At 55.1% G+C, this 23,161-nt stretch carries 23 protein-coding genes; 12 read left to right on the forward strand and 11 right to left on the reverse strand.

Annotation, left to right across the window (positions count from 1 at the left end):
* Positions 1-297: 297 nt before the first annotated feature.
* Positions 298-993, forward strand: coding sequence for a DUF3299 domain-containing protein (locus tag LRR79_RS11505; protein ID WP_231757347.1), 696 nt, complete (start codon positions 298-300; stop codon positions 991-993).
* A gap of 53 nt (positions 994-1,046) precedes the next feature.
* Here the strand turns inward: LRR79_RS11505 and LRR79_RS11510 are convergent, their stop codons facing one another.
* A complete protein-coding gene (locus LRR79_RS11510; RefSeq protein ID WP_231757348.1) occupies positions 1,047-1,436 on the reverse strand; it encodes a nuclear transport factor 2 family protein in 390 nt (129 codons plus the stop codon).
* 192 nt (positions 1,437-1,628) lie between these two features.
* On the opposite strand from LRR79_RS11510, the gene LRR79_RS11515 reads away from it, so the two are divergent.
* The 10 genes from LRR79_RS11515 (at position 1,629) to zigA (ending at position 12,062) form a co-directional block, all read left to right on the forward strand.
* Positions 1,629-2,405 carry a DUF1826 domain-containing protein gene (locus tag LRR79_RS11515; RefSeq protein WP_231757349.1) on the forward strand — a complete coding sequence of 259 codons (777 nt, stop codon included), beginning with the start codon at positions 1,629-1,631 and terminating at the stop codon, positions 2,403-2,405.
* Between the two features lie 29 nt (positions 2,406-2,434).
* The gene (locus tag LRR79_RS11520; protein WP_231757350.1) at positions 2,435-4,918 is read left to right on the forward strand and encodes a TonB-dependent receptor; all 2,484 of its coding nucleotides are present in this window, start codon (positions 2,435-2,437) and stop codon (positions 4,916-4,918) included.
* A gap of 60 nt (positions 4,919-4,978) precedes the next feature.
* Entirely contained in the window at positions 4,979-5,389 is a 411-nt protein-coding gene (locus LRR79_RS11525; RefSeq protein ID WP_231757351.1) for a MerC domain-containing protein, read from the forward strand.
* 12 nt (positions 5,390-5,401) lie between these two features.
* Positions 5,402-5,827 (forward strand): phosphoribosyl-AMP cyclohydrolase, encoded by a 426-nt coding sequence (gene hisI, locus LRR79_RS11530; protein ID WP_231757352.1) that lies wholly within the window; start codon positions 5,402-5,404, stop codon positions 5,825-5,827.
* Complete coding sequence (locus tag LRR79_RS11535) at positions 5,824-7,158, forward strand: dihydroorotase (RefSeq protein WP_231757353.1); 1,335 nt, start codon at positions 5,824-5,826, stop codon at positions 7,156-7,158. Before hisI ends, LRR79_RS11535 begins: the two co-directional genes overlap by 4 nt.
* A gap of 109 nt (positions 7,159-7,267) precedes the next feature.
* Positions 7,268-8,173: a GTP cyclohydrolase FolE2 gene (gene folE2, locus LRR79_RS11540; RefSeq protein ID WP_231757354.1), complete on the forward strand. Its 906-nt coding sequence runs from the start codon at positions 7,268-7,270 to the stop codon at positions 8,171-8,173.
* Between the two features lie 62 nt (positions 8,174-8,235).
* Entirely contained in the window at positions 8,236-8,421 is a 186-nt protein-coding gene (locus LRR79_RS11545; protein ID WP_231757355.1) for an SEC-C metal-binding domain-containing protein, read from the forward strand.
* Positions 8,422-8,478: 57 nt separating this feature from the next.
* Positions 8,479-10,482 carry a threonine--tRNA ligase gene (gene thrS / locus LRR79_RS11550; RefSeq protein WP_231757356.1) on the forward strand — a complete coding sequence of 668 codons (2,004 nt, stop codon included), beginning with the start codon at positions 8,479-8,481 and terminating at the stop codon, positions 10,480-10,482.
* A gap of 92 nt (positions 10,483-10,574) precedes the next feature.
* Positions 10,575-10,805, forward strand: a complete 231-nt coding sequence (locus tag LRR79_RS11555) for a hypothetical protein (protein WP_231757357.1) — start codon at positions 10,575-10,577, stop codon at positions 10,803-10,805.
* A gap of 63 nt (positions 10,806-10,868) precedes the next feature.
* Positions 10,869-12,062, forward strand: coding sequence for a zinc metallochaperone GTPase ZigA (zigA, locus tag LRR79_RS11560; protein WP_231757358.1), 1,194 nt, complete (start codon positions 10,869-10,871; stop codon positions 12,060-12,062).
* A gap of 124 nt (positions 12,063-12,186) precedes the next feature.
* On the opposite strand, the gene LRR79_RS11565 is transcribed toward zigA, so the two are convergent.
* From LRR79_RS11565 to LRR79_RS11590, 6 genes are all read right to left on the reverse strand, one after another.
* Positions 12,187-14,370 (reverse strand): M3 family metallopeptidase, encoded by a 2,184-nt coding sequence (locus LRR79_RS11565; protein ID WP_231757359.1) that lies wholly within the window; start codon positions 14,368-14,370, stop codon positions 12,187-12,189.
* A 79-nt stretch (positions 14,371-14,449) separates the two neighbouring features.
* A complete protein-coding gene (locus LRR79_RS11570; RefSeq protein ID WP_231757360.1) occupies positions 14,450-14,935 on the reverse strand; it encodes a DUF6702 family protein in 486 nt (161 codons plus the stop codon).
* A 17-nt stretch (positions 14,936-14,952) separates the two neighbouring features.
* Positions 14,953-17,400 carry a M1 family metallopeptidase gene (locus LRR79_RS11575; protein ID WP_231757361.1) on the reverse strand — a complete coding sequence of 816 codons (2,448 nt, stop codon included), beginning with the start codon at positions 17,398-17,400 and terminating at the stop codon, positions 14,953-14,955.
* Positions 17,401-17,644: 244 nt separating this feature from the next.
* Positions 17,645-18,628, reverse strand: a complete 984-nt coding sequence (locus tag LRR79_RS11580; protein ID WP_231757362.1) for a CobW family GTP-binding protein — start codon at positions 18,626-18,628, stop codon at positions 17,645-17,647.
* A 1-nt stretch (position 18,629) separates the two neighbouring features.
* Complete coding sequence (locus LRR79_RS11585) at positions 18,630-19,112, reverse strand: Fur family transcriptional regulator (protein WP_231757363.1); 483 nt, start codon at positions 19,110-19,112, stop codon at positions 18,630-18,632.
* A 3-nt stretch (positions 19,113-19,115) separates the two neighbouring features.
* Positions 19,116-19,748: a ZrgA family zinc uptake protein gene (locus tag LRR79_RS11590; RefSeq protein WP_231757364.1), complete on the reverse strand. Its 633-nt coding sequence runs from the start codon at positions 19,746-19,748 to the stop codon at positions 19,116-19,118.
* Between the two features lie 152 nt (positions 19,749-19,900).
* Here LRR79_RS11590 and LRR79_RS11595 point away from each other — a divergent pair, with 152 nt between their 5' ends.
* A complete protein-coding gene (locus LRR79_RS11595) occupies positions 19,901-20,320 on the forward strand; it encodes a TraR/DksA family transcriptional regulator (RefSeq protein ID WP_231757365.1) in 420 nt (139 codons plus the stop codon).
* 102 nt (positions 20,321-20,422) lie between these two features.
* Here LRR79_RS11595 and LRR79_RS11600 read toward each other — a convergent pair whose 3' ends face one another.
* From LRR79_RS11600 to LRR79_RS11615, 4 genes are all read right to left on the reverse strand, one after another.
* Positions 20,423-21,133: a haloacid dehalogenase type II gene (locus tag LRR79_RS11600; protein WP_231757366.1), complete on the reverse strand. Its 711-nt coding sequence runs from the start codon at positions 21,131-21,133 to the stop codon at positions 20,423-20,425.
* A gap of 184 nt (positions 21,134-21,317) precedes the next feature.
* Positions 21,318-22,031, reverse strand: coding sequence for a cytochrome c biogenesis CcdA family protein (locus tag LRR79_RS11605; protein WP_231757367.1), 714 nt, complete (start codon positions 22,029-22,031; stop codon positions 21,318-21,320).
* On the reverse strand, positions 22,031-22,444 hold the full coding sequence (locus tag LRR79_RS11610) for a thioredoxin family protein (RefSeq protein WP_231757368.1): 414 nt from the start codon (positions 22,442-22,444) through the stop codon (positions 22,031-22,033). The genes LRR79_RS11605 and LRR79_RS11610 overlap by 1 nt, the downstream gene beginning before the upstream one ends.
* 192 nt (positions 22,445-22,636) lie before the next feature.
* Entirely contained in the window at positions 22,637-23,098 is a 462-nt protein-coding gene (locus LRR79_RS11615) for a hemerythrin domain-containing protein (protein WP_231757369.1), read from the reverse strand.
* Positions 23,099-23,161: the final 63 nt, after the last annotated feature.

The following is a 23,161-nucleotide window of genomic DNA, read 5'->3' on the forward strand; positions in this document are numbered from 1 at the left end:
ATTACTCATTTGTTCTTTTGGAACTTGGTTTATTGTGTGCTTGGCTCTGCGGGCGATCAGCCCACCGATTAGACTTTATACCGCAAATGTCGCGAAAAGTTCTGCCTGGGTGGCCAGGTACTGCATTGGCGCTTGCCTATATCGCGATGGCGCCTGAAAAGACCGACTCTGCAAGATCACTGCCAACCCAATCAGACAGCAATCGCGACTGGCTGCATCGACCTTTTATGGCGTTTCCTTCAGGGACGCTAAGCTGTACGATGCAACATATCGTAAAAGATCAGACATTTACACGCCATGCTCAATCGAAACAACAGAACCGGCCGTTCACTATCGTTCACCCTCATACTAGCAGCCTCACTGGGTGTTGGCTGTAGTGATGAAAATCGCGATGCGGAGCGCGCAAGCGACGCTCAGACCACTGTCGCCGCTGATCTTAACGCTGACGTACCAGCCCCCGGCGAACCGGAAGCGTCGGCCGAGCAGGAAACCGTGGACTACCGGGAGGTCAAATGGGAGGAACTGATTCCCCAGGAAGACCTGGAGGCCCTGCTCAACCCGCCGGCTTATCTGGCCACCATCGCCGAGGGCTCCGATGCAGATATGTTCCCCAAGGAAGAGCCCCTGACCATCGACGGCCCCGCCAGCGCTGAGGAAGCGCGCTACCAGCAGGCGCTCCAGTCAACCAAGATCAAGCCGGAGTTCGACCGCCAACAGGTGCGTATCCCCGGCTTTGTGGTGCCGCTGGAGTTTGATGACGATCAGACCATTACCAGTTTCCTGTTGGTGCCCTACTTCGGCGCTTGTATGCACCTGCCGCCACCGCCGCCGAACCAGGTGATCTACGCTAACTTCCCCGAAGGGTTCCAGGTGGAATTTCTCTATGACCCGGTGTACATCGAGGGAGAGTTGCGCACGCTGCCAGAAGATACCGAGCGCGGCAATGCGGCCTACTCCATGAACGTAGCGCGGGTGTCTGCCTACGAAGAATAAACCGTGGCGTGCGCACCCCCTAATGGGAGCGCGCGCGTTTTATGGGCTGCAGACTACAGTGTGCGGGGAATCTGCGATGAGTGGTGGTGCAGAATCGGATTGGGGCTGGCGAGGTCGATCACATAACTGAATCGCGCCTCGAAGTTGAGCAGTTCGCCGTCAACTGCGAAGCGCCAGTTGTAGATGCCTCCCAGCGTATACTGGTCACTCTTCATTTCCTGAACGGTCAGAGTCTTTTCATGGAGCGCAATGCTCAACTCCGGCCGGCTTCCCAGCTTTTCAAAATAGTCGCGCAGTTTTTCCGGTGTGTTCAAGATCCGGTTTGAAAACGTAGGGATCAGGACGGCGTGCGGGTCATACAGGTTGAGCAGACTGTCTACGTCTGCACTGTTAACCGCCTGCATCCACTGATCAAGAATATCCTTGGGACTGTGTTTCTTCATTGAAGTTTCCTTGAAAATCATTGTCTGCTGTTCGCTATCCATTGGCTTTCGGTCTGTGCCTGACTTGCTGACTCGCCCCTGAGGGCGGGCTTATCGCGAGAAGTTTCGGTTGTCTCCAGGCTCTTCGAACATTATGATACGTTATATCGTTTATGTAAAAGCCTGGCGGATTGTGCGCCGGATGAGGATGGAATGCGCTCTGTCGATATTGCCGAAAACGTCGCTGGTGGGGCGGCCGTCCCTGGCCTCTTGCCCCGGGTTACGCCAGTCGGGGCCGGGGTTTCCCCTGCCGTAGTGCCACACAATGATGGAGGCCAGCCAGTCCAGTCGGTCTCTCGCCGCACGGTATTTACGCCCACGCCAGATGCATTTGCGGATATCTACGAGGAGGACGTGCACCTGTCGGTCTGGCAGCGCCAGCTCAGCCCGGCACTGACCGCAGAGTGTGAAGCCTTTCTGGATCAGAAAGGCTTCAACAGTCATCGGCTGGTGGTGCCAGCGGCAAAAATCCAAAACCTGGGCGACGTGATACCGGGTCTCGATGCGTTCCCGAATTTATGCGCGGATATCGAGCTGTTGGCCGATATGTTCACCTGCCTGTTTGACCTGAATGCCATTGGCATCCGTCTGAGTGTGCTGAGCGACACCATGTGCCCGCGGTTTCATGTGGACCGGGTGCCCTGCCGCCTGATCACCACGTATTCCGGTGTGGCGACTGAATGGTTGCCCCACGATCAGCTGGATCGCAGCAAGCTGGGTGCCGGCGGCGGTGGGCTTAGCGATGCGGAAAGTGGCCTCTATCCCTCTACCCAATCCATTCAGTCACTGGCTGCTGGCGAGGTAGCACTACTGAAAGGCGAGCTGTGGGCGGGCAATGAAGGTGCGGGTCTCGTGCACCGATCCCCAGCAGTGGCGCCCGGCAGTCAGCGCCTGATTCTTACCTTTGATTTTGCGTCTTCTGACGACTGATTCTGAACGATTTGTTTCAAGGACTGATAATGAAAAAAACCGCGTTCTCCCTCGCATTGATGACCGTTTCTGGCCTGGCCAATGCACTTTCTGGCCAGGTGACAGATGCTGCCGGAAATCCCATCAGCGGTGCTGCGGTAGAAGTAATCGGCAGCCAGTTGCACACCCGTACCGACGAACAGGGGCGGTTTTCTCTCGACGCCGCAAGCGAATCCGCGAACGAACTGCATATCAATGCACCTGGTTACAGTCACCGGACCCTGCGCCTTGCAGGCAGCGATGCGACGCCGTTGCGCATCACCCTGCGTCGCTCGGTAATTGAGCAGATCGACGTCACGGCGACCCCGCTGCACACCTCCACCATGGAATCTGCGCAGCCGGTAACCGTTCTGGCCGGCGATGGTCTGCGTCGCAAGCAGGCGGCAACTTTGGGGGAAACCCTGAAGAACGAAGTCGGTGTGCATTCGACTTATTTCGGGCCTGTGGCCAGCAGCCCGGTTATTCGTGGACTGAGCGGCCCCCGCGTGCTGATCACCCAGAACAGCCTGGATGTGAGTGATGCGTCCCGCGTCGGTCCGGATCACGTGGTAGCCACCGAAGCGCTCACCGCACAGCAAATCGAAATTCTGCGCGGCCCCGCCACCCTCTTCTATGGCTCCGGCGCCATTGGCGGTGTGGTGAACGTGGTTGATGACCGCGTGCCCTCTTCCAGTGAGTCCAAGGGTGCCTTTCAGTTTGGGCACAGCACGGTAAACAGCGAGGAAGATGCCTCGTTCGCCTACACCGGTGGCGGCGAGCAGTTTGCGTTTCATGTGGACGGTTTTACCCGCAAGGGAGACAACTACGAAATTCCTGGCGCAGCTGAACTTGCGTCCGACCATGACCATGAAAACGAGGCGCATGAAGAACACGAAGAGCACAGTGTTGGCATTCTGGAAAACAGTGCCTCGGACAGCAAAGGCTTCAACCTCGGCGGTAGTTGGTTGCTGGACAACGGCTTTATTGGTTTGGCGTATGGCCGTCTGGAGCGTGTAAATGGTATTCCTGGTCACAGCCATGCCCATGGGGACGACGAGCACGGCGAAGAGCTGCACGAGGAAGAACACGTGGAATCCGAGATGCACGCCCATGAGGAAGAAGCGGAAGTGCTCTCCGATCTGAAGCAGGACCGCTGGCAGCTGATCAGCGAACTGAGCCTGGATAACAACCTGTTGAGCGGCGTGAACACGCGCATCGGCTACACCGATTACGAACATGTTGAAATTGAGAACAACACCACTGGCACCTTGTTCCAGAACGAGACGGTGCAGGCCCGTGTGGATCTGTTGCTGCAGGAAATGTCCGGCTGGCGCGGTGCCGTCTCTATTGAAGGTAAGTCGAGTGATTTTTCCGCAGTTGGCGAAGAGGCTTTCACCTCGCCCAGTCGTACTGACACACTCGCGATTGCCCTGATGCAGGAAAAGCACATGGGTGATTTCCTGTGGCAGCTAGGCGCCCGTGTCGAAAAGGTCACCATCGAGGCCGATCCTATTGCCTGGGAGTCTCATGAGCATGAGCACGCAGAAGAACACGAAGGCGAAGAGCATGAGCACGAAGAAGCAGCGCTGCTGGAATTCGACGAGCTTGATTTCACACCTTACAGCGTGTCCGCAGGTGTGGTGTGGGATTTTGCCGCCGACTACAACGCCGGCTTGTCTCTGACCCACGCTCAGCGCGCTCCAAGCGCATCAGAACTGTTCTCCTACGGCCCGCATATCGGCACCGGTAGCTTTGAAGTGGGTGCACTGTTTGACCTGCACGTTACCGACGAGCCTCACTTCGATTACGGCAGCGATGTTCAGGAAGAGGTTTCCAATAACCTCGACCTGACCTTGCGAAAGCACTCCGGAGACATCGGCTGGGTAGTGAACCTGTTCTATAACCAGGTAGGCAACTTCTACTACGAGCGCGACACCGGTTTTACCAGTGAAGATTTCGAAGGCCATGATCATGAAGAGCACGATCATGAAGAGCATACACATGAGGAAGGGGAAGAACACGAGCACGCCCATGACCACGGTGCCCTGCCCGTCTATGTCTTTGAGCAAGCGGATAGCGTGCTCTACGGTATGGAAGCGCAGCTCGCATGGCAATTCTCCGAGCCCTTCACCCTGACCCTATGGGGTGACAGCATTCGCGGCAAGCTAAAAGACGGGGGTAATCTGCCGCGTATTCCTCCAGTGCGCCTCGGTGGGCAACTGACTTACGCGCAAAACGGCTGGGAAGCTGGCTTCGGCGCCTCCCACTACTTTGAGCAGGACAAACTGGCGGAGCTGGAAACGGCTACCGATGGCTACACCCTTGTGGAAGCGGAGCTGGGCTATACCTTCGCCAGCAACTTCGGTGATACGACCGTATTCCTGAAAGGTCACAATCTCACCGATGAAGAAGCCCGTGTACATGCCTCCTTCCTGAAAAACCGCGCCCCGCTTCCGGGCCGTAGTTTCAGCCTTGGCATGCGCAGCACTTTTTAATTGATTTAAATATTTCTCGAATTTGACCTGAGCCCAGGTCAGGGAAAAGGAAAAGTAGTAATGAAACCAACAACAGCAGCGACAGACAAGATCGCCATTGGTCTATCTGCAATGTGTACCATCCACTGTCTGGCGTTGCCGCTGGTGTTGGCACTGGTACCCAGTATGGCGGCACTAGGCTTGGACAACGAGGCGTTCCACCTGTGGATGGTGCTGGCGGTGATACCCACCAGTGTGTACGCCCTGACCATGGGGTGTAAGCAACACAAGCGTTACCGTGTTGTTGTGCTCGGCGGAGCCGGCCTGGGATTACTCGCCACCGCGGTTCTTCTGGGTGAGTCTGCAGGAGAACTGGGTGAGAAGCTGCTGACGGTTGCCGGTGCCAGCCTGGTAGCATTCGGACATCTGTGGAATTACCGCCTGTGCCAGCAGCCCTCTGACTGTGCCTGCCCCACCTCCAGCAACAGTTAAGCGAGACAGGCAATGCTACGGGATTATTTTATCGCGCTCGAAACGCACCCCAAGGATGCCCCTTTGGCGCTACACGATGTTATCGAACAGTTGGCATTTAATGAGCAGGGATTGATCCCGGTAATTACTCAGGATGCGCAGAGCAAAACGGTTCTGATGTTCGCCTGGATGAACAAAGAGTCCCTGCTTGCCACCATAGAGACCCAGCGCGTTACCTACTGGTCCCGGAGTCGCGAGCAGTTGTGGGTCAAGGGCGAGACCAGCGGCCATGTGCAATCCCTGGTTTCCATGGCCTTCGATTGCGATGGCGATGTGGTGCTCTGCCAGGTAGAGCAGCAAGGCGCCGCCTGCCATACTGGACGGCGGTCTTGTTTTTACCTGCAGGTCGATTCGGAGCAGCGAAAAATCTGGGTAACCGGAGATCCTGTACCCGTATGACCTCGACATTGATTAAGCATGCGCGGTTGGTCAACGAAGGCGATGTGATCGATGCGGATGTTCGCATTGTTGGCGAACGGATCGCAAAAATTTGCCCGGAAATCGCCGCAACGCCCGGCGATCGCGTGATCGATGCAGACGGGGCCTATCTGCTGCCGGGCATGATCGACGACCAGGTGCACTTTCGCGAGCCCGGCCTTACCCACAAAGGCACTATCGCCAGCGAATCCCGAGCAGCGGTTGCCGGCGGCATTACCAGCTATATGGAAATGCCAAATGTGAACCCCGCCACCACCACCATTGAAGCTCTCGAAGACAAGTACGCGATAGCTGCCACGAGCTCGGCCGCCAATTTCGCATTCTATCTGGGCGCTACAGAGGACAATCTCGAACAGATCAAGCGGCTCGATCCGGCGAAACACTGCGGTGTAAAAGTGTTTATGGGCGCTTCTACCGGCGACCTTCTGGTAGAACACCCGGAGGCGCTGGATGCGATTTTCCGCGAGTCGCCAGCGCTGATCGTTACCCACTGTGAAAGCAGCCCGATCATTCGTCAAAACCACGCGGCATTGCGGCGTTCTAAATCGGTGCTGACGATCGAAGATCACCCAAAGCTACGTGATACCGATGCGTGTTTTGCGTCATCTTCCTACGCGGTTGATTTGGCGAAGAAATACGGTAGTCAATTACATGTATTGCATATCACCACGGAAAAGGAGCTGGCTCTTTTTGAGCCCGGGCCGGTTCAAGGCAAGCAAATCACCGCAGAAGCCTGCGTACATCACTTGTGGTTTTCCGACGAGGATTACCCGCGTCTCGGCAATCTGATCAAATGTAATCCATCTATCAAAAGCCAGCGCGATCGCAATGCTTTGATTCAGGCGTTACATAGCAACCAGATCGACATTATTGCTACCGACCATGCGCCCCATACGTGGGAGGAAAAGCAGGTCGATTACGAACAGGCACCGGCAGGATTGCCCCTGGTGCAACATGCCCTGCTGACCTTGATGGACCACGTGAAACACGGACGTATGAGTTTGGCGCAGGTTGTCGAAAAAACGGCGCACAACCCCGCGATTCGCTTTGGCGTGATTGGCCGAGGTTACCTCCGCGAAGGCTACTTTGCCGACCTGGTACTGGTCGATCCAGACACCGCTACCTCGGTATCCAACGAGAACACCTTATATCACTGCGGCTGGTCACCGTTTGCGGGACACGATTTTTCTTCGCAAATTGTTGGCACCTGGGTCAATGGCCGACAGGTCTACAGCAGGGATGGTATTGCCGCAGCTGAAATAGCCGCAATGCCCCTTTCTTTTGACCGCTGAGAACCCGTGCTTCAAACACCCATAGATCAACGGTGCCACACCAAGGCCCCTCAACACATCGTTGACGGGCTTAGAGTCTTTTGAATCTTCAGATTTAGGCAAGAGTTACATGCAGTTTACCGGATCCCTCCCCGATATCGCCAAAACCCAGATTGAAACGGGAGCCTACCCGTTGCAGTGGGTTGGCATGGAAGGTATCGCCGTTCCCCTTACTCTCTCTCTGGCTGGAGGCCAGGCGCAGGTGGTTGCCGCCACAGCGAGTGTATATGTCAGCCTCGACGATGCCGCCGAGAAAGGCATTCATATGTCGCGGCTACATGCGATCCTCAACGAGCTGGCCGCGACCACTTGTGACAAAGAAGGCCTGGATACACTTCTGGGGAAAATGGTCGAATCTCAGTCGGGAATCAGCCAAAGCGCAAAAATTGATCTGGCTTTCGACCTGCTGCTGCCCAAAACGTCGCTGTTGAGTAACGAGACCGGCTACCAGACCTATCGCGTTGCGATCAGTGGTCAATATTGCAAAGGCGTCTACGACTATGGGTTACAGGTAACGATCCCCTATTCCAGTACCTGTCCCTGTTCCGCCGCACTTTCACGTCAGCTGCTGGCAAACGCCCTTGATGAGGCGTTCACCACCCCGCAAGTTGAGAAGCAGGCACTGCTGACGCAGGTACAGGCCGCGAGCGTTGCCACACCCCATAGCCAGCGCTCTTATGCTTACCTGGACCTGACATTGGGTGACAGCAGCTGGCCATCGTTACCATCCCTTATTTTCAGTTTCGAAGAAGCGATCGGTACACCGGTCCAGACCATGGTCAAGCGCAGCGATGAACAGGAATTCGCGCGGCTGAACGCGAATAACCTGATGTTTTGCGAAGATGCAGCGCGAAAAATCAAGGCAGTATTGGAGCAGTCGACCTGGGTAAAAGACTACTGGTTCAAAGTCGAGCATCAGGAAAGCCTCCATGCACATAACGCTGTAGTGATCGATCGAAAGGCTTGTATCGATTAATCCCTCGAAACAATTTGAACCGTGCCACGATTGCGGGTCAACAACTGAGAAGTGAAAGGTCTATGTTCGAAGAAATCAATCGCTCCACCGAAGCGCTAGATAGGGAAGCGGCGAGTTGCTGCAGTAGCGAAAGTTGCTGTGCGCCTCAAGCGCCCGTTACACGGTCGACCCCAAAGGTTGGGCGCAATGACCCCTGCCCTTGTGGCAACGGTAAGAAATTCAAGAAATGCTGTGGGAAAAACCTCTAATACACGGTGTTTTTGTGCCTCCTGTAAGCTCTGCCCTTTCGTATGGAAATCTGAACCATGTCATCCGTGTCTGAAACTGAAAACGCATCCACCATTTTCGTAACACTCCCGGACGGATCCCAGCGCGCCTTTCCTCGCTCGACGAACGTTCTCGAGGTCGCGACGGCCATTGGCCCCGGGCTAGCCAGAAATACGCTCGCGGGCAAGGTGGACGGTAAGCTTGTCGACGCTGTTGACCCGATCGAGCAAGATGCGGCGCTCCAGATCATCACACCGAAGGATGATGAGGGCCTGGAGATTATCCGTCACTCCTGCGCGCACCTGATTGGGCACGCAGTGAAGCAGCTCTACCCAAGTGCGAAAATGGTCATCGGCCCTGTGATTGACGAGGGTTTCTACTATGACATCGCCTTCGAGCGCCCGTTTACCCATGAGGATCTCGCCGCGATCGAGAAGCGCATGCGCGAGTTGATCGCCAAGGATTATGACGTGATCAAACGGGTACTGCCCCGCGAGGAGGTTATCGGTATCTTTTCGGAGCGCGGTGAAGACTACAAGTTGCGCCTGATTGAGGATATGCCCGCTGAGCAGAAAATGGGCATGTATTTTCATGAAGAGTACGTGGACATGTGCCGCGGCCCCCATGTGCCGAACACACGCTTTCTGAAGCACTTCAAACTGACCAAACTTTCTGGCGCCTACTGGCGTGGCGATGCCAATAACGAACAGCTTCAACGTATCTACGGCACCGCCTGGGCCGACAAGAAGCAGCTCAAGTCCTATATCCAGCGTATCGAAGAAGCTGAAAAGCGTGATCACCGCAAACTTGGTCGTGAACTGGACCTGTTCCACTTTCACGACGATGCCCCAGGTGCCGTGTTCTGGCACCCCAAAGGCTGGTCCGTGTTCCAGCAGCTAATTGCGTATATGCGTCGTTGTCAGCAGGACGCGGGCTACGTAGAGATGAACTCCCCCGACGTAATGGATCGCAGTCTTTGGGAGATTTCCGGCCATTGGCAGAACTACCGCGATCATATGTTCACTACGGAGACTGAAGACGGTCGCGCACTGGCATTAAAGCCAATGAATTGCCCGGGTAGCGTGCTGCTGTATCGTCACGGACTCAAGAGCTATCGCGATCTGCCCATCCGTATGTGCGAATTCGGTAAAGTGCATCGTTATGAACCTTCCGGTGCGCTACACGGCTTGCTGCGTGTGCGTCACTTCACCCAGGATGACGCGCATATCTACTGTACGCCCCAGCAAATGGACGAGGAATGCCGCGAGGTGGTTGCGCTGGTATTGGAAATCTACCGTCAATTTGGGTTTGAGGACGTACGGATCAAGCTTTCCACTCGCCCTGAGAACCGCATGGGTGATGACGTGACCTGGGATCAGCTCGAGGGCGCCCTGGTGCGCTCACTGCAAAGCATGAAACTCCCTTATCAGATAAATCCTGGTGAAGGCGCTTTCTATGGGCCAAAACTCGAGTTTGTGCTGCGCGATGCCATTGGACGCGACTGGCAGTGCGGCACCCTGCAGGTAGATATGAACCTGCCGGAGCGTTTCGGCATTGAATATGTTGCTGAAGACGGTGAGCGCAAGCGTCCGGTCATGCTGCACCGTGCCCTCTTCGGCTCGCTTGAACGTTTCACCGGTATTTTGATCGAGCACCACGCAGGAAAGTTGCCTACCTGGCTGGCGCCGGTGCAAGCAGTGGTTCTCTCAATTACCGAGGATCACGCGACTTATGTGAAAGACGTAGCACAGCTGTTGCGTGGAGCCGGGGTGCGCGCTGAGTCTGACGTGCGCAACGAAAAGATCGGCTACAAGATCCGCGAGCAAACCCTACAACGGGTGCCATTCCTTTTGGTAGCCGGCGCCAGAGAGCGTGATACCGGTACCATCGCTATTCGCAGTCGCGACGGTGAGGATCTGGGTACCCTGCCCTTGCAGGAAGCCCTTGCGTTGCTGACGCAGGAAGCACAAGGACCGGACGAGGCAGCTCGTGCGCGCAGACAAGCGGAACTGACGGAATTACTGGAAGGTAGCCCAAGCTAGTCTTCAGTCAGAAAATACCACCCCATCCATTGCTTAACCGCCGGCTAACGCCGGCCGTTAAGCAGTCAACCAGAAGCAAGAGGAAGAGCGATATGGAAGCGTCTTTTATACCGCAGAGCTATCAAGAGTGGCGGCATTGCATTACCGTCACCTGTGGTCTGGAGCTGACGGAAACTTTTATCAACAGCCGCATACAGTCACTCAAGAACGAGTCGGACTACATGACCAAGCGCTTTGTTGAGCTCTATGGCGAGGCGCAACGCCAGCGCACCCTTGAGTGGTTTGTGCGCGCGAGTGAAGAAATAAAACATCCCAGCCTGTAATTCCACGATTCTACTGGGTAACACCCCAACGCTTTCCATTCTGTCATATTCGGAATTATCTAAATGACTACGCAGTTACCTGTAACGGTGCTCTCCGGTTTTCTCGGCGCCGGAAAAACGACACTCCTGAATCAAATCCTGAACAATCGTGCGGATCTTCGTGTGGCGGTCATCGTCAACGACATGAGCGAAGTCAATATCGACGCAGCGCTCGTGAACAATGAGGTGCAGCTGAACCGTACAGAAGAAAAGCTGGTGGAAATGAGCAATGGTTGCATTTGCTGTACCCTGCGCGAAGATCTACTGCTGGAAGTGACCAAACTGGCGAAAGAAGGCCGCTTCGACTGTCTGGTGATCGAGTCCACTGGAATTTCCGAACCCCTGCCCGTGGCCGAGACATTTACCTTTGCCGACGAAGACGGACAGAGCCTGTCTGAGGTCGCGCGGCTGGATACCATGGTTACCGTGGTGGATGGGGCCAATTTCCTCAAGGATTATCATGCGGCAGAGTCGCTCAAGGAGGCCGGTGAATATCTGGGCGACGAAGACGAGCGCAATGTAGCGGATTTGCTGGTGGATCAGATTGAGTTCTGTGACATTCTACTGATCAGCAAAATCGACCTCATTGACGATGCACAACTGGAAGAGCTGAAAGCCGTTCTGCGCAGCCTCAACCCCCGGGCAGAAATTCTACCGATGGAAAAAGGTAGCGTTCCCATCGAAAAAGTGCTGATGACCGGAAAATTTGACTTCGATCAGGCACAGCAGGCGCCGGGCTGGCTGAAGGAGATGCGTGGTGAGCACACCCCGGAAACCGAAGAATATGGTATCAGTAGTTTCGCCTATCGCGCGCGCCGCCCTTTCCACCCACAGCGGCTGTTCGATTTCTTTAACGATCCCCAGTTGAGCGGCAAGTTGCTGCGTTCCAAAGGCTACTTCTGGCTGGCCAGCCGGCCCCATTACGCTGGCACCTGGAGCCAGGCTGGCGGGATCGCCCAGCACGGCGCGGCCGGCTATTTCTGGGTGTCTGTACCGCGGGACGAATGGCCGGAAAACACCGAGCAGCAACAGTATATTCTCGATAACTGGGAGGAGCCGTTCGGTGACCGCCGTCAGGAATTGGTGTTTATCGGCCAGAATCTTCCCGAGGCATGGATCCGAGAACGGCTGGATCAGTGCCTGCTAAACGACCTTGAAATGGAAGCTGGCGAGATAGTCTGGCGAACCATGCCCGACCCTTTTCCGGCGTGGGAATAGCGAAAATTCCCGCGCATGCAGGTGGGCGTCAAACCTCGCTACAGCGCAGGTAAAAAAAAGCGGGCCAAATGGCCCGCTTTTTACGTTCAATTCACGTCGCTTTTACATGCGCTTCCACCACACGTTAGCCTTCTGAATTGAGACCACGGCGCTCAAGCAACGCTTCAGTGGTGGGTTCCTGGCCGCGGAATTTGACATAAGATTCCATCGGCGGGCGGGAGTTTCCGGTTTCAAGGATATTCTTGCGGTACCAGTCTCCGTTCTTACGCGTCAAACCACCGCGCTCTCGAATATACGCGAAGGCATCGGCGGCCAGAATTTCACTCCACATGTATGCGTAATAGCCGGCGGAATAGCCACCACCGATAGAATGGGCGAAATAGGTGGACTTGTAGCGTGGCGGTACTGCGGCCAGATCAACACCATGCTTTTTCAGTGCCGCTGCCTCGAACTTTTCTACGTCTTGAAGTTCCGCGTCCGCTGGCAGTGCGTGCAATTCCATATCCAGCAAGGCTGCAGACATATACTCCAGCGTGTCGAAGCCCATATTGAAGTTTTTGGCTTTCTGCACCTTCTCCAGTAGCTCTGCCGGAATAGGTTCGCCGGTTTTGTAGTGGTAAGCGTAATTTTCCAGTACTTCCGGCAATCCAGCCCAGTCCTCCTCAAAGGTTGACGGGAACTCGACGAAATCGCGGGATACGCTGGTGCCAGCCAGGCTGGGGTAACGGACATTGGAGAACATGCCGTGGAGACCATGACCCAATTCGTGGAACATGGTAGTCACGTGGTCATAGCTCACCAGCGTGGGCTCGCCCTCCGGGCCTTTGGGAATGTTCATGACATTCACCACCACCGGCTTCTGCTTAAGCAGGCCGGACTGGCCAACAAAAGAACTCATCCAGGCGCCGCCACGTTTGCCATCACGGGCAAAGTAATCCGCATAGAAAATAGCCAGGCTTTTGCCGTCGTGATCAAACAGCTCGTATGCTTTCACGTCGGGATGGTAGACCGGAAGGTCCGGGCGTTCTTCGAAATGGATACCGTAGAGACGGTTCATGGTGTAGAAGAGGCCGTCGTTCAGAACGCGATTAAATTCAAAGTACTCTCGTACTTCCTGTTCATTCAGGTCGTATTTGTCCTGACGGACTTTTTCAGCGTAGTAAGCCCAATCCCAGGGCTGGGCTTCAAAGTCACCGCCTTCATGCTCGATCATCGCCTGAATATCGGCTTGTTCCGCTTTGGTATTGCGGACGACTGCCGGGACCATGGAGCTCAGCATATTCAGCACACTTTCGGGCTTTTCAGCCATGGTGTTTACCAGCTGATATTCCGCCCAGTTGTCATAGCCGAGCAGTTTGGCCTTCTGTGCACGGATCTGAACCAGGCGCTGGACGATCGGGCGATTATCCAACTCCCCGGAAGTTCCGCGATTGGCCGACGCTTCCCAGATGCGCTGACGCAGCTCACGGTTTTTCAGCGATGTGAGGACCGGTTGACGGGTCGTGTTGGTGATGTTGATCAGGTACTTGCCTTCGTGCCCGGCATCTGCCGCGGCCTGGGAGGCAGCCTTGATCGCGCTTTCAGAAAGCCCCTCAAGCTCCGCCTTGTCGTCGACGACCACCGCGATTTCTTTGGTGATCTTCAGCAGGTTCTGGCTGAATTTAGTGGTAAGGCTGGAATGCTCTTCATTGAGCGCGCGCAGTGTTTCTTTTTCATCTGCAGACAGTTTTGCACCGGCCTTCACAAAGTTGTCGTAGTACACTTCGAGCAGACGTTCTGACTCTGGATCCATCTCCAGCGCAACACGCTGGTCATACAGGGATGAAACACGGGCGAACAGGTCATCGTTCAGATAGATGCTGTCCCAGTGGGCGGCAAGTTTCGGCGCAAGCTTGCTTTGCAGGGCGCGGCGCGCTTCATTACTGTCAGTGCCAGAGAGGTTGAAAAAGACGCGTGATGTGCGGGTCAGCAATGCGCCAGATTTCTCCATGGCAACGATCGTATTGGCGAAACTCGCTTTGTCCGCGTTCGTTGCGATGGCCTCGATTTCCTGCAGGTGCTCACCCATGCCCTGCTCAAATGCCGGCTCGAAGTGCTCATCCTTGATTTTACTGAAATCGGGCGCCTGATACTGAAGTGTACTTGCCTTCAGCAGCGGGTTGTTCTCATTGGAAGTGGCGGAGGATTCCGCAGTAACCTGGGCGTTCTCCTCAGCTGTGACCTGTTTCTCTTTGTCGACGACAGATTCAGGTGACTCTGAGCAGGCTGTCATCGCCACGATTGCAACCGCGAGCAGGGATTTACGCATGTTGTTCTCCGATATAGAAGTTGTTACGGGCATCAGCGAGGTTTCGCTGACGCACTTTGAATAATGAGGTGTGCACTCATCAGTAGTTGAGCGATTGCCATCTGCTGTGGCGATCAAAAATCAGGGATCGCACTTTACCCAATCCCTCGACATTTATCTGATTTACCTGGTCAGGCCACCGCTCCTGCAGCGCGTCAAATGCAAACCAGAGCTCCGAGACGTTGTCTGGGCGCGGCACTTCCTGATATACCCAGATAAATTTTCCATCCACTTCCTCACCAACGGTCGTCAGGGGCAGCGAAGTCCCTTCCGTCACGCCCATGCGGAAGTGCGCAGAGATATACCGCGCGAACTGCGCCTGCGCTTCTTTGTTCTCAGAAAGGTATACCTGTTTTCCGAGCAATTCGCTTAGCGCATGCTCCGCATCGTGCACGTAAAACCGGTGCATGATTTCAACATTCTGAGTCTGGTCGCTGAAAACCACTCTGGTAATGGCGGTTTTCATCTGATGAGCCTGCGCTGTGCAGGCTATCAACATGGTAAAGAGCAAGATCAGTTTCCGCATGGTGCCCTACTCCCCGTTTACTTTTTGTGGAAGCCCGGTTTGGGCTCCTCTTTCTTTGTTTTCGAGTCGTGCATGATGTCCCGATAGACCGGGTCAGTGCGCTTTTCTTCCTTGTAAATTTGCAGGCGCGACTTGTTGATTCTGCGGGGGAAGTGATTGTTATCGTTGTTGACATCAGCGGTTTCCCAGCGCGGATCAACCACTACTTGCTCAAGGACTTTATCCGTCACCACCAGTTTCGAGACGGCATCTGGAGAGCGGCGCCAGATTTCTGCGGGAATATAGCGCTCTTCCACACTACCATCTTCGAACGTGAGCTCAAGCAAGATCGGCATGACCAGGCCACCCAGGTTGGAGAAGTCCATTACGTAGTAATGTTTGTCTTCATCCAGTGCGCGCTTCAGTGCATTGCGCTCCCAGGGTTCAAGGTCCGCCAGCATTTGCGCGTACTCATTGCGCTCTTTGTTGGTGACGGTGAACCGATCATTGTCATCATAGAAGTCACGGATATCTTTGTTGCGTTCCACCCAGGTCTTGTTGCCAGCATCGCGTTCGCGTTTTTCAAACAGCGGTTGGGGCTTGTCCGCTTCTTCCTGGCGACGTCGTTCAAAATCGATATCCGGGTTCAGTGTATCGAGACGCAATTGCTGTACGTTATCGATACTGATGTCTACATGGTCGGTGGTGTAAAACCAACCGCGCCAGAACCAGTCGAGATCCACACCGCTGGCTTCTTCCATAGTACGGAAGAAGTCCGCCGGGGTCGGACGCTTGTACTGCCAGCGTGTCGCATACTCTTTGAATGCGTAATCGAACAGTTCACGCCCGAGAATGACCTCACGCAGAATATTCAGGGCTGCGGCTGGTTTTGTATAGGCGTTGGGCCCAAGACGCAGCACGGAATCTGACTGAGTCATGATGGGAACCTGAATATCGGACTTCATGTAGTCGACGATATCCCTCGGCTCGACACCCCAGGGCATTTCCGGATCCCACTCGCGCCCAGCGACGCCGTCCAGGAAGCTATTCAGGCCTTCATCCATCCAGGTCCACTGACGCTCGTCAGAGTTGACGATCATTGGGAAGTAGATGTGGCCAATTTCATGGATTACGACGCCGATCAGGAAACGCTTTTCTGCCTGCGTCCAGGTGCGGCTCCCATCTTCGTGTAAGGTAGTGCGAGGTCCATTAAAGGTGATCATCGGATATTCCATACCACCCACAGGGCCATTCACACTCTGCGCTACCGGGTACGGATAATCGAACGAGAAGCGCGAATAGACTTCCATGGTATGGATGACGGCCTCCGTTGAATATTTCTTCCACAGATCGCCGCCCTCTTTCGGGTAGAAGGACATTGCCATCACTTCGGGCATGATCTTTCCGCCCTGCTGATAACCCCGGGCATCCCACATGAATTTGCGAGAAGACGCCCAGGCAAAATCACGGACGCTGTCGGCCTTGAACTTCCAGGTTTTGGTTTTACGGGTACCCGCTTTCTCGTTTTCCAAAGCCTCTTCTTCGGTGACGATAAATACCGGCCGCTTGGCCTTGCGAGCTTTCTCAAGGCGCTCGCGCTGTGTTGCGGTCAATACTTCTTCGGGGTTCTGAAGGCTACCGGTCGAGGACACAATATGGTCCGCCGGGACCGTCAGGTTGACCTCATAATTACCAAACTCAAGGGTAAATTCACCGCGGCCGAGAAACTCTTTGTTGGTCCAGGCTTCGTAATCGGTGTAGGCGTGTAAGCGCGGAAACCATTGCGCCAGCAGGAAAATATCATTGCCACCTTTCCGTGCATCATCGGGAAAGTGCTCATAGCCGGAACGCGCGGATACCGCATCTTCCTCCAGGATATTAAAGGCAAAATCCATGCTGAAGGTGATCTGTTCGCCGGGTTTCAGAGGCTGCGCGAGGTCCAGACGCATATTGGTTCCGACAATCGTTGTGCGCAGCTCGGTGCCATCGGCATCCTTCACGTTGCGAATTCTGTAGCCAACTTCATTGTCCGCCAGCCACTGCTGTCGACGGAGCTCCCCGAAGGTGATACCTGCGGGTGCTTCGGGAGACTCTGAACGCGTGCCCGGTCCACGATTGCCCAGTCCACCAAAGGCGAGTGTGGTTTCTGCCATAGAGTCCAGACGGAAACGATTCTGGTCCAGCTGGAACCATAGAAATTTGAGTGTATCCGGGGAGTTGTTGGTATAGGTGATGACCTGGCTGGCGCTGAGTGCGCGCTTGTCTTCGTCGAGGCGGACATCAATACGGTAGTCCACTTGTTGCTGCCAATATGCATGTCCGGGTTCACCGCCGGCATTGCGGTAAACGTTTGCTGTTGGGAGCAGCTCATCAAGCTGGCGGAACTTATCCCCGGTCACATTCAAGGGATCTGCGGCCTGGGTCAGAGCCATTGGTGTAAGGGCAAGGAGCGCCGCCGACAGACGCGGGATAAGTTTCAGCTTCATTAGGTGGTTTCCAGCTATATGACATCGACGTTACATCATATCAATGTGCTGCTGGAGGGCAACCATGCGATATGTTGATTTATCGCATAAATGTGGCGCTTCATCCTACCTGTGGAGGTATATGCATTTATTTATCTTGCGGGTGTCTTATCAGCCAGAATTATTCTCCAGCAGGCCTGGAGGCGGCCCGGAAGCCACTAGCGCGTTGGGTGTTTGCCGGTTTTCTGGGGTACACGCTGTCGTTTCAGTCTTGTGTTGATGCCAACCAGTCGGCTTCAATGGCGGTCCAGTCCAGCCGTTCCGGGTGGATCATCTCGACACGGCTTTCAAGCGTGTCATCAAGCTCAACCACCGTTAATACGGCTCCAGCCTTGTTAAATCCGAAAACCCCTTGTTCGGTGATGAAAACCCCTTTGAGGCGCTCGCTCACCGAGCCACTGATCAGCGAGAAGAGAGTGTCGTAGTCAAAAACAATGCTGGGGCCGAAACGCCATCCACAGCTATGGTAGCCCTCGCCCGCATTCTCTGCGCGCTGGTAGCCGCATTCAGGTAGAGGCGCCTCTTCCACTACTGGCGGCGGCCTGTGATGATGACCGTGAGTTTCGGGCTGCTGGAAACTGCTGGGAGGCCGTAGCCAATCCGCTTCAATTTGGCCTTGCTCGACGGTTTTCAGCGGCTTTTGGGATTCGCCGGGCAGGAACGCGAGATAGCGTTGCAGGTTGTTCAGGTCCTCACTCCCGTAGAGATCCGATCTGTTCGCGACAACCAGGTCGGCGACTTCAATCTGCTGGCGAAAAGTATCACTACGTAGATAGCGCTCATCCATGATGCACCGTGCATCTACCAGGGTGAGCGTCGCGCGAAGGTCCAATACGCCGTTCCGGGCTCCCTCAGATAGCGTTTCAAGGACTTCCCGTGGATGGCCAAGTCCGGTTGGTTCAATCAGCAACCTGTGAGGTCGCGCCTTTGCAAGAAGCTGGTTCAGCGCGACCTGCATGGGCAAGCCGGCAGCACAACACATACAGCCCCCGGGGACTTCCCGAATATAGACTTCGTTGTCCTGCTCCGGCCCGAATAGCGCACCATCAACCCCGACCTCACCGAATTCGTTGACCAGTACAGCCCAGCGTTCAGCGGCGGGCTTATTTGCCAGTAGGTGCTGAATTGCAGTGGTCTTACCTACGCCAAGGAAGCCGGTAATGACATTGGTTGGTACTTTCTGAATCATTTTATGACTCTGAGCATTGGGTGGCCTGTCGCGCGCACTCGTCACATAGGCAATCCAGTTCCAGCTGGGAGGATTTCAATTGAAACCCGGCACCGGATACTGCGTCGCGCAAGGCGGAAATGACTTCTGGACTGATACCGATCTCGCTGACCTTGTTGCAGCCCCCACAAATCAGAAACTGCGGGGTGCCATGATGATGATCGCAGTTGATATGCGCGCAGGCTAGATACTTGTTTTCGGAGTTCAGTTTATGGGCCAGATTTTCTTTCGCAAGAAAATCCAGCATTCGGTAGACGGACATCGCCGGTATCGGCTCACCGTAGTCCTGAAGATACTGATCAACAATATCGTAGGCGGAAAGTGGTTTACTGGAGCGCAACAACACCGCGAGCACATTCTTGCGTTTTTCAGTCAGGCGCGCCCCGGTCGCTCGACAGGAGTCCTCGGCGGCCCCGAGCGTTTGTTTTACTTGGCTCGCATTCATCGACTACTGCAATTTCAACTGGCGGTTTTCCGAGGTAAGTACACCAGCGCCTTGGCGGGTGGCGGTGAGCCACTGGGCTTCAATTGACTGGATGCCCGGGAAAGGGTCGAACAGGTTGACGTAGACACTGTCGAGCGTCTTTACCCTGTCGCAGCGATAGTGGTAAGTGGCACTGAAAGTCGTATGCTCCGAGTGCTCCGAGTGCTCCGAGTGCTCCGAGTGCTCCGAGTGCTCCGAGTGCTCCGAGTGCTCCGAGTGCTCCGAGTGCTCCGTGTGGCTGGCGTGGTGCGTGGGCGCGACCTCAGTACTGCCGCCCGTATATGGGGACGTCACATCCGCCTCCTGTAGCTGACATTCCGCCCCACCAAACTGTAACAGTTTTGCCGGCGAAGCGAGCTTCTGAGCAGCTGTAACCAGCGCCTGGCGCTGTTGCTGATTCTGCGGCTCATGCTCAAACCCGACCAGGTTGGCACCTGGGGACTCGAAAGCAATATGCAGCGCGTCTTCACTGGCGGCAATGGTTAACAGTGCCTCACCGTGCACATGTGCCCCATGTTGCGCGGTGACATCGCCTGCCATCAGCAGCATGGAAAAGAGCGTCAGTCTGGGCAAGTTGGTCACGTCTTTTGGCCTCATGTCGATACCGTCCGTCCAGTGTATGTCGAAGTCGATGTTCCGCCTATGCTGCGCGCTCACTAGGGTAAAACCCGGAGTCACACACTTGCATAATATTGATGTTACACCATATCATCGAGAAACAGGAATATTCAACTGCAGTGACGCCCCTTATGTCTTTGATCTCCGAGAAAGAGCTGCTGGAGATGCCAGCGACCGAGTATATGAATGCCCAGCAACTGGCGTTTTTCCGCCACCGGCTGCAGCAGCTAAAGCAGGAAACCCGCACCGAAATTGATAGTGCCCGCGAGGCCATCGCTACCGCAGATCTGCATGCAGCGGATGAGCTCGATCGCGCGGTGGCGGAAGAGGAAAACCGTCAGTGCCTGCGGTTCACGGAGCGAAAATACCTTTTACTGCGCAAGATTCAGCGTTCTCTGGATAAAATCGATGACGGCAGTTATGGCTATTGTGAGGTCAGCGGCGACCCGATCGGGCTGAAAAGACTGCTGCTGCGCCCCACGGCCGAGCTCTCCTTTGAGGAGAAATCCCGCCAGGAACAACAGGAGCGCAATTTCCGCAAACAGCGGTAAAATGTGTGGTCGCGCCTCATTGCAGCCGCGACCCTGTGGGAATGCCGTTACACCCTATCAGTACCGTCTGTCGGTACCGATTCTCTCGCTCCGACCATAGCGTTAGCGGCCCTTGGCCTGCTGGAGTATCTCGGCCAGTTCTGTGACATTGTCCACCACATAATCCGGGGCCGGCGCCAGTGGGTAGAGCGCTTTTCCGGGGCGCGCGATAAACGCGGTCTGCATGCCCGCAGCCTTCGCGCCAGCCACATCCCATCCGTGTGCAGCCACCATCAGCGCTTCGTCCGGCTGTACACCCAGCTGTGCCAATGCCCAGCGGTACGCACGTAAATCGGGCTTATAGATCTGGATATCTTCGATGCTGTAACGTGCCTGGAAAAATTGCGTCAAGCCGGCATTTTCAAACTGGGTCTTGACGCCATTGTTGGAGGAATTGGTCAGGCTGACGAGTTTGAACCCCTGTTTATTCAAGGACTTCAGCCCCGGGATCACATCCGTATGGGGTGGCAGACTGAGCAGCGGTGTGACGATTGCGGTTTTCGCCTCCCCTTCCGAGAGCTCGATACCATTATTTTTGGCGACCATCATCAGAGAGGCCACCCCAATCTTACCGAAGTCGTGATAATCACCGGTCACTGTGGTAACCAGCGAATTATGCAGCATGGTGGAAAACCACAGTGGCAGCAGCTCTTCCCTATCCTCCAGTGCCTTACCGACCGACGCGCGCATGGACTCCAGGTCCAGTAGTGTCTCATTCACATCAAAGACGATGACTTTCGGCAGCTTCTTCACTGCAGTGGATGACTTATCCATACCTGAAACCTCCTGTGCGATAGCGGACGCTGAAAAAATCACGAGCGTTGCAATGGCAATCTTCTGTATTAATCGATAAATTTTCATAACGGTTACATTATCTGCTGTATTTGGTTTGACGCCGACGCTGGAGAAATCCTGCGGCGCCGTTTCGAATTAAGTTCGTGTCGCGGGCAAAGCTTGATCACAGAGTGAGCGCCCAATCGGGCAGAATACCCAGTGCAAACGCCTCCAATACTTTGTCCAGCCCCGTCAGCACCATGAGTCCTAGAACGAGTAGCATTGCCCCCAGTATCTTTTTGCCACGGTCGGCATTGGTCATGATGTTCCCACGCCAGCGGTCCAATAGCTTGCCTGAGACGTATGCGGCTGCCAGTAGCGCGGCCGCGGTGCCAATGCCAAAGGCGAACATGACCACGAATGCTAAGGGGATCTGTTGCCCGACCGATGCCAGAGCGATGGCCGCGCCCAGCGTGGGCCCCACGCAGGGTAGCCATACCAGGCCCAATAGCGCGCCGACCAGGAACTGTCCCCCAGCAGTGGTGTGGTCGCCACCGCCACCATTGCCGAAACGTCCGGTCAAGCGGGACAGTTGTCCGCTCAACCAATTCCCCAGTTGCGGAAACAACAGGGTCAGCGCCACCAGGATCAGCAGTACCGCAGCAACGTTACGGTAGGCGACAGGATCCAGACCAAGATTGATGAGGAGGAGCGTCAACACGGTGCCGGCCACAGCGAAGGCGGTTGCGAGCCCGAGCGCCATAAAAAAGGGGCCACTGCGGCCACCCGTGGTAGCGGAGGTCATGACGATCGGGACCAGTGGCCACACGCATGGGGACAAAATGCCGACAATGCCGGCGATCAACGCCAAGGGTATGGCGGCCAGCTCAAGCCCCATCACGCATCGCCTTGTGCAGCGGCAATCGCCTTATCCAGCTCCCGAGCAATGACCTCAGGGCGGGTCTCCGCCACACTGAACCATGTCTGCTCTTCGCCGACAAAGAGAACCAGTGTGGACTGGCGCGGTGCACGAAAATGGCGTACCCATTCCTTGTCCTGGTCGAAATCCACCACCAGTACATGAAACTGCTTATCGGGATTCTGCGCACGATATTGCTTCAGCACTTCCTGCTGCTTCGCACAGGTTGGACACCATTCGGCAAAAACATCCACCAGGACCACCTCTCCGGCAGCCTTCAAGGCCTTGAAGCGTGCCTCATCAAAAGGTTCGTTTTGCTGCGCCATTGCGCTTGTGGCCAAACCGAGCGCCAGGATAGTGATCAGGCTGAGTTTTTTTATTACGTTGTGCATTCTCGTGATTCCTTTTGGATGGTTGTAAAGCAGAGCAGCGTTCTACTCTAACCATATTTGAGCGGTCGCTCAACAAAAGGTTTCACGAGATCCTATCCACTCACCGCGCTCGGGAATCACTTCGTCGCCACGGGACAGGTATATTGTGGCGGGATCATGAATGGGTGACGGTGACCGAAAGGTCGAAGAGACTTAATGTCCCTTCTTCAGCGCATTTTTGCGCTTCCGCATTTTTTCACCCAACTCTTCCAGCTCCTCCGAGGTCATGACCTCTTTCGCCACCGGAAACATATCTTCCTCTTCCTCGTTGGCGTGGTGCTCGACCAACTCCTTGAGCACTTTGGCGCGACCTGAAAAGGATACTGAGTCAGGCTCGGTATTCTGGAGGTCCGGCAATACCAGGGATTCGACCGCGCGGTGCTCTTCGCACGCTTCATAGTACATCTTGTTTTTTGATTTGCTGGTGGCGTCCTTGAATGCCGGGTAGAAAATTTCCTCTTCCAGTGTGGTATGGATCGACAGCTCGTCAGCAATTTTTTCCAGTAGTTCTTTACGTCCTTTGACTGCACGTGTGGTGGTATCCGTCAATTGATCCAGTAGGTGGAGCACATGTTCGTGATCCTTTTTCAGAATTTCAATGGCATTCTGCGGCATGGTTCTCTCTCCCGAAGTGTGCAATCTGCCTGAAGTACAGCCCCACCCTTTTCGGTGGGGCTT

The organism is Microbulbifer elongatus, from assembly GCF_021165935.1.
Taxonomy (GTDB): Bacteria; Pseudomonadota; Gammaproteobacteria; order Pseudomonadales; family Cellvibrionaceae; genus Microbulbifer; species Microbulbifer elongatus.

Coding starts and splice junctions, on each gene's coding strand:
- LRR79_RS11505 (WP_231757347.1), top strand. CDS start 298: ATGCTCAATCGAAACAACAGAACCGGCCGTTCACTATCGTTCACCCTC.
- LRR79_RS11510 (WP_231757348.1), bottom strand. CDS start 1,436: ATGAAGAAACACAGTCCCAAGGATATTCTTGATCAGTGGATGCAGGCG.
- LRR79_RS11515 (WP_231757349.1), top strand. CDS start 1,629: ATGCGCTCTGTCGATATTGCCGAAAACGTCGCTGGTGGGGCGGCCGTC.
- LRR79_RS11520 (WP_231757350.1), top strand. CDS start 2,435: ATGAAAAAAACCGCGTTCTCCCTCGCATTGATGACCGTTTCTGGCCTG.
- LRR79_RS11525 (WP_231757351.1), top strand. CDS start 4,979: ATGAAACCAACAACAGCAGCGACAGACAAGATCGCCATTGGTCTATCT.
- hisI (WP_231757352.1), top strand. CDS start 5,402: ATGCTACGGGATTATTTTATCGCGCTCGAAACGCACCCCAAGGATGCC.
- LRR79_RS11535 (WP_231757353.1), top strand. CDS start 5,824: ATGACCTCGACATTGATTAAGCATGCGCGGTTGGTCAACGAAGGCGAT.
- folE2 (WP_231757354.1), top strand. CDS start 7,268: ATGCAGTTTACCGGATCCCTCCCCGATATCGCCAAAACCCAGATTGAA.
- LRR79_RS11545 (WP_231757355.1), top strand. CDS start 8,236: ATGTTCGAAGAAATCAATCGCTCCACCGAAGCGCTAGATAGGGAAGCG.
- thrS (WP_231757356.1), top strand. CDS start 8,479: ATGTCATCCGTGTCTGAAACTGAAAACGCATCCACCATTTTCGTAACA.
- LRR79_RS11555 (WP_231757357.1), top strand. CDS start 10,575: ATGGAAGCGTCTTTTATACCGCAGAGCTATCAAGAGTGGCGGCATTGC.
- zigA (WP_231757358.1), top strand. CDS start 10,869: ATGACTACGCAGTTACCTGTAACGGTGCTCTCCGGTTTTCTCGGCGCC.
- LRR79_RS11565 (WP_231757359.1), bottom strand. CDS start 14,370: ATGCGTAAATCCCTGCTCGCGGTTGCAATCGTGGCGATGACAGCCTGC.
- LRR79_RS11570 (WP_231757360.1), bottom strand. CDS start 14,935: ATGCGGAAACTGATCTTGCTCTTTACCATGTTGATAGCCTGCACAGCG.
- LRR79_RS11575 (WP_231757361.1), bottom strand. CDS start 17,400: ATGAAGCTGAAACTTATCCCGCGTCTGTCGGCGGCGCTCCTTGCCCTT.
- LRR79_RS11580 (WP_231757362.1), bottom strand. CDS start 18,628: ATGATTCAGAAAGTACCAACCAATGTCATTACCGGCTTCCTTGGCGTA.
- LRR79_RS11585 (WP_231757363.1), bottom strand. CDS start 19,112: ATGAATGCGAGCCAAGTAAAACAAACGCTCGGGGCCGCCGAGGACTCC.
- LRR79_RS11590 (WP_231757364.1), bottom strand. CDS start 19,748: ATGAGGCCAAAAGACGTGACCAACTTGCCCAGACTGACGCTCTTTTCC.
- LRR79_RS11595 (WP_231757365.1), top strand. CDS start 19,901: ATGTCTTTGATCTCCGAGAAAGAGCTGCTGGAGATGCCAGCGACCGAG.
- LRR79_RS11600 (WP_231757366.1), bottom strand. CDS start 21,133: ATGGATAAGTCATCCACTGCAGTGAAGAAGCTGCCGAAAGTCATCGTC.
- LRR79_RS11605 (WP_231757367.1), bottom strand. CDS start 22,031: ATGGGGCTTGAGCTGGCCGCCATACCCTTGGCGTTGATCGCCGGCATT.
- LRR79_RS11610 (WP_231757368.1), bottom strand. CDS start 22,444: ATGCACAACGTAATAAAAAAACTCAGCCTGATCACTATCCTGGCGCTC.
- LRR79_RS11615 (WP_231757369.1), bottom strand. CDS start 23,098: ATGCCGCAGAATGCCATTGAAATTCTGAAAAAGGATCACGAACATGTG.